Origin of the sequence: Paenibacillus sp. AR247 (assembly GCF_002968895.1) — a bacterium.
GTDB classification, from domain to species: domain Bacteria; phylum Bacillota; class Bacilli; order Paenibacillales; family Paenibacillaceae; genus Paenibacillus_AQ; species Paenibacillus_AQ favisporus.
Window position 1 is genome coordinate 215,241 of the sequence record NZ_PCZT01000012.1, and the last position, 3,831, is coordinate 219,071.

General features: G+C 52.7%; 1 protein-coding gene and 2 pseudogenes. All 3 read left to right on the forward strand.

Annotated features, from left to right (window positions below; all coding sequences use genetic code 11):
- Positions 1 to 1,748, forward strand: a pseudogene (gene dnaG, locus CPT76_RS22330) (DNA primase); the annotation flags it as partial.
- A gap of 40 nt (positions 1,749 to 1,788) precedes the next feature.
- The gene (gene rpoD, locus CPT76_RS22335; protein WP_076169815.1) at positions 1,789 to 2,922 is read left to right on the forward strand and encodes an RNA polymerase sigma factor RpoD; all 1,134 of its coding nucleotides are present in this window, start codon (positions 1,789 to 1,791) and stop codon (positions 2,920 to 2,922) included.
- Positions 2,923 to 3,283: 361 nt separating this feature from the next.
- Positions 3,284 to 3,831: pseudogene (locus CPT76_RS22340) on the forward strand (tRNA (adenine(22)-N(1))-methyltransferase); the annotation flags it as partial.

A 3,831-nucleotide genomic window follows, 5' to 3' on the forward strand; every position in this document is an offset into this window, starting at 1 on the left:
GGTAAGCAGGTACGTTCATCTGACCAAGCAGGGGAAATACATGAAAGGCCTCTGCCCGTTTCATTCGGAGAAAACACCGTCTTTCACGGTCACGCCTGAGCGGCAAATCTTTTACTGCTACGGCTGCGGCAAGGGTGGAAATGCCATCAAATTCAGGATGGAAATCGAAGGATTATCTTTTCCCGAAGCCGTTAAAGTCATGGCGGAAGAGAGCCACATCGCGGTACCGGAAGGGCTGGGGGGACCGGCGCATCAGCCGAATCCCGAGAGAGACCGCCTGCTTCAGGCCTACGAATGGACAGCGAAGCTTTATCACTATTTACTGAAAAATACGGAGCATGGCAAGGCAGCCATGGATTATTTGCGGCAGCGGGGCTTCAACGACAAGATGATCGATTTGTTCCAGATCGGGTACGCTCCGGATACGTGGAATACGCTGGTCCAGTTTCTGTCCAGGCGCTCCTTTGATCTCGAAGAGGCGGAGAAGGGCGGATTGCTGACCAAGCGCAGTGACGGCGGGGATTACTTGGACCGTTTCCGGGACCGGATCATGTTTCCGATCCATGACCGCAGCGGCAAGGTGATCGCTTTCGCCGGCAGGATTCTTGGCGAAGGGCAGCCGAAGTATTTGAATTCGCCTGAGAGCAAGCTCTTTAACAAAAGCCGGACGCTGTACAACCTGCATCAGGCCAGACCGTCCATTCGCAAATCGCGGCAGATCGTTCTTTTTGAAGGATACGGGGACGTGATCTCGGCATGGGAAGCAGGGGTTTTGAACGGCGTAGCCACGATGGGCACGTCCTTAACGGAGAATCACGCCTCTCTGATGAAGACGATGGCGGACGAAGTGCTGGTGTGCTACGACGGAGACCGGGCCGGACAAGCTGCGGCAATGAAGGTGATTCCGCTGCTTGAAACCGTGGGGCTGAACATCAGGATCGCGGTGCTCAGCGATGGGCTGGATCCTGACGAATTCATCCGTAAATACGGGGCGGAACGGTTCATGCGGCAGATTATCGAGGGCGCCGTTTCAACCACAAAATTTAAGCTTATATATCTGAAAAAAAACCATATACTCCTAGAAGAAGATGGGAAAATCGCCTACATGAAGGAAGTCCTGCCCATCATCGCGGTGCTGCCTTCTTCCACCGAACGGGAGGTATATTTAAGGGAATTATCTTCAGAACTGCAGCTTTCCTTTGACAGCTTGAAGCAGGATTGCAACGAGATCCGCCAGTCGATGCAAAAAAACATGCCGGATGGGGATAATAACGACAAAAGGTGGAATAATGGTAGGCATAAAAAAAGGGCATGTTCCCGCCCCGACATTACTGCCGGCTTATCATACCGGAGAACGTCGCCTTTTAGCCATGATGCTGCAGGATGCCGAGGCCGCCCGCTACGTGGAAGAACGGCTTGGGGACGCGTTTAACATTGATGATCATGCAGCGATTGCTGCTTATCTATATGCCTATTATGCACAGGGCAAATCACCGGATATCAGCCGGTTTATGTCGTCGCTCCACGACGATCGCCTCGAGAAAACCGTCAGCTCCATCTCCATGATGGATATGCCGCGGGAGTGGAGCGTGCAAGAGCTGGATGATTGCATTCGGGAGGTACAAAAGGTCCCGCAACAACGGAAAATAGAGCAGAAGAAAGAAGAAATGATATCTGCCGAACGGTCCGGAGACTTTTTGCGTGCTGCACAAATTGCAAGTGAGATTATAGCCCTAGAGAGACAGTAATCGTTGCTTCGATGGTTTCTAGGGAGGAGGGAGTCGAAATATGGCGAATGATCAGCATACTGAACTAGAGACAGAATTTACGCTCGATCAGGTAAAGGATCAGCTGATTGAGCAGGGTAAAAAGAGATCGTCACTGAATTACAAAGATATTATGGAAAAACTATCGCCGTTCGACCAAGACCCTGAACAGATGGATGAGTTCTATGAGCATCTGGGCGATTTGGGTATTGAAGTGGTCAATGAGAATGACGAGGAAGTCAGCAATTTGCGTCAAGGCGACGACCATGAAGGAAGCGACAACGACGACTTTAATTTTGACGATGACCTGTCTTTGCCGCCGGGCATTAAGATCAACGATCCCGTACGGATGTATCTCAAGGAAATCGGCCGGGTGCCTCTCTTGTCCGCTGACGATGAGGTGGAACTGGCTAAGCGGATTATGAACGGGGACGAGGAAGCGAAGCGCCGGCTGGCCGAAGCGAACCTGCGTCTCGTTGTCAGTATCGCCAAACGCTACGTCGGCCGCGGCATGCTCTTCCTTGATTTGATTCAGGAAGGCAATATGGGCCTGATCAAGGCCGTTGAGAAATTTGACCATAATAAAGGGTTCAAATTCAGTACGTATGCCACTTGGTGGATTCGCCAGGCCATTACGCGCGCGATCGCTGACCAAGCGAGAACGATCCGGATTCCGGTTCATATGGTGGAAACGATCAACAAGCTAATCCGGGTATCCCGTCAGCTGCTGCAGGAATTGGGGCGCGAACCAACGCCGGAGGAAATCGCGGCCGAGATGGAACTCAGTGTGGAGAAGGTCCGGGAAATCATGAAGATTGCCCAAGAGCCGGTGTCGCTTGAGACGCCGATCGGGGAAGAGGATGATTCCCACCTGGGAGATTTTATCGAGGATCAGGAGGCGCTTGCTCCTGCAGATGCGGCGGCCTACGAGCTGCTGAAGGAACAGCTGGAAGACGTGCTCGATACGCTGACTGAACGTGAGGAGAATGTGCTCCGGCTTCGTTTCGGTCTGGATGACGGCCGGACCCGGACGCTTGAGGAAGTGGGCAAAGTGTTTGGCGTTACCCGTGAACGGATTCGCCAAATCGAAGCCAAAGCGCTCCGGAAGCTTCGGCATCCAAGCCGCAGCAAACGGCTTAAGGATTTTCTCGAATAGCGAAACCAACTTGGACCTTCTGCGGCGTGCCGCCAGCAAGGTCCTTTTTTTAGATATAAGATTGGATATAAGCTTTGGAGGTTGGGCTTTCTTATATTCAGCGAGCAGGCTGTGTATTTCTGAGGCTTCGGCCGGACAGCCTGCTTGTAAGTTCTGTTTTCTTTTAGAATTATTTCCTTAATTTGTTTTTATTTTAGCGCTTTTAACGGACCAATGCAAATGATCTGGACATTTATCCAAAGATTGGAAGTGTGTGTTGCAGGGGGCCGCTTCCGCTTCTGCTGCTGCCGATTTGCAGAAAGGACCTGCCGTTTGGTAGGGTAAAGGAAGGGAAAAAATAACTGATGGTGACGGTGGACATATGAAATTATCAAGAAGATTACAGCTTATTATGGAGCAGATTCCCGATGGAAGCCGCCTCGCGGATATTGGCTCGGACCACGCGCTTCTTCCGGTAGCAGCCGTTGAGGCGGGCAGAGCTATAAAGGCCGTGGCGGGTGAGGTCAATCAAGGCCCGCTTCAAGCGGCGGCCAAGCAGGTAGCCGAGGCTGGACGGGGCGAGGACATTTCGGTCCGGCTCGGAGACGGTCTGGCGGTCATTTCGCCGGGGGAAGTGGATGTGATTACGATCGCCGGCATGGGCGGAAGCCTGATCGCGAGCATTTTGAACGAGGGGCAGGACAAACTGTCCGGGGTGAAGCGGCTCATCCTGCAGCCGAACGTCGGCGAAGATTTGCTGCGCCGGTGGCTGCTCAATCATGCCTGGGTGCTGGTGTCCGAGATGATTATCGAGGAAGACGGCAAAATATAATGAGATTTTGACAGCTGTACCGGAGCATTCATCACCTGTACGGTCGAATGAGGAGTTGTACCGGGAGCGCTCATGGAAGGCCGAGGAAGCGGGCGGCG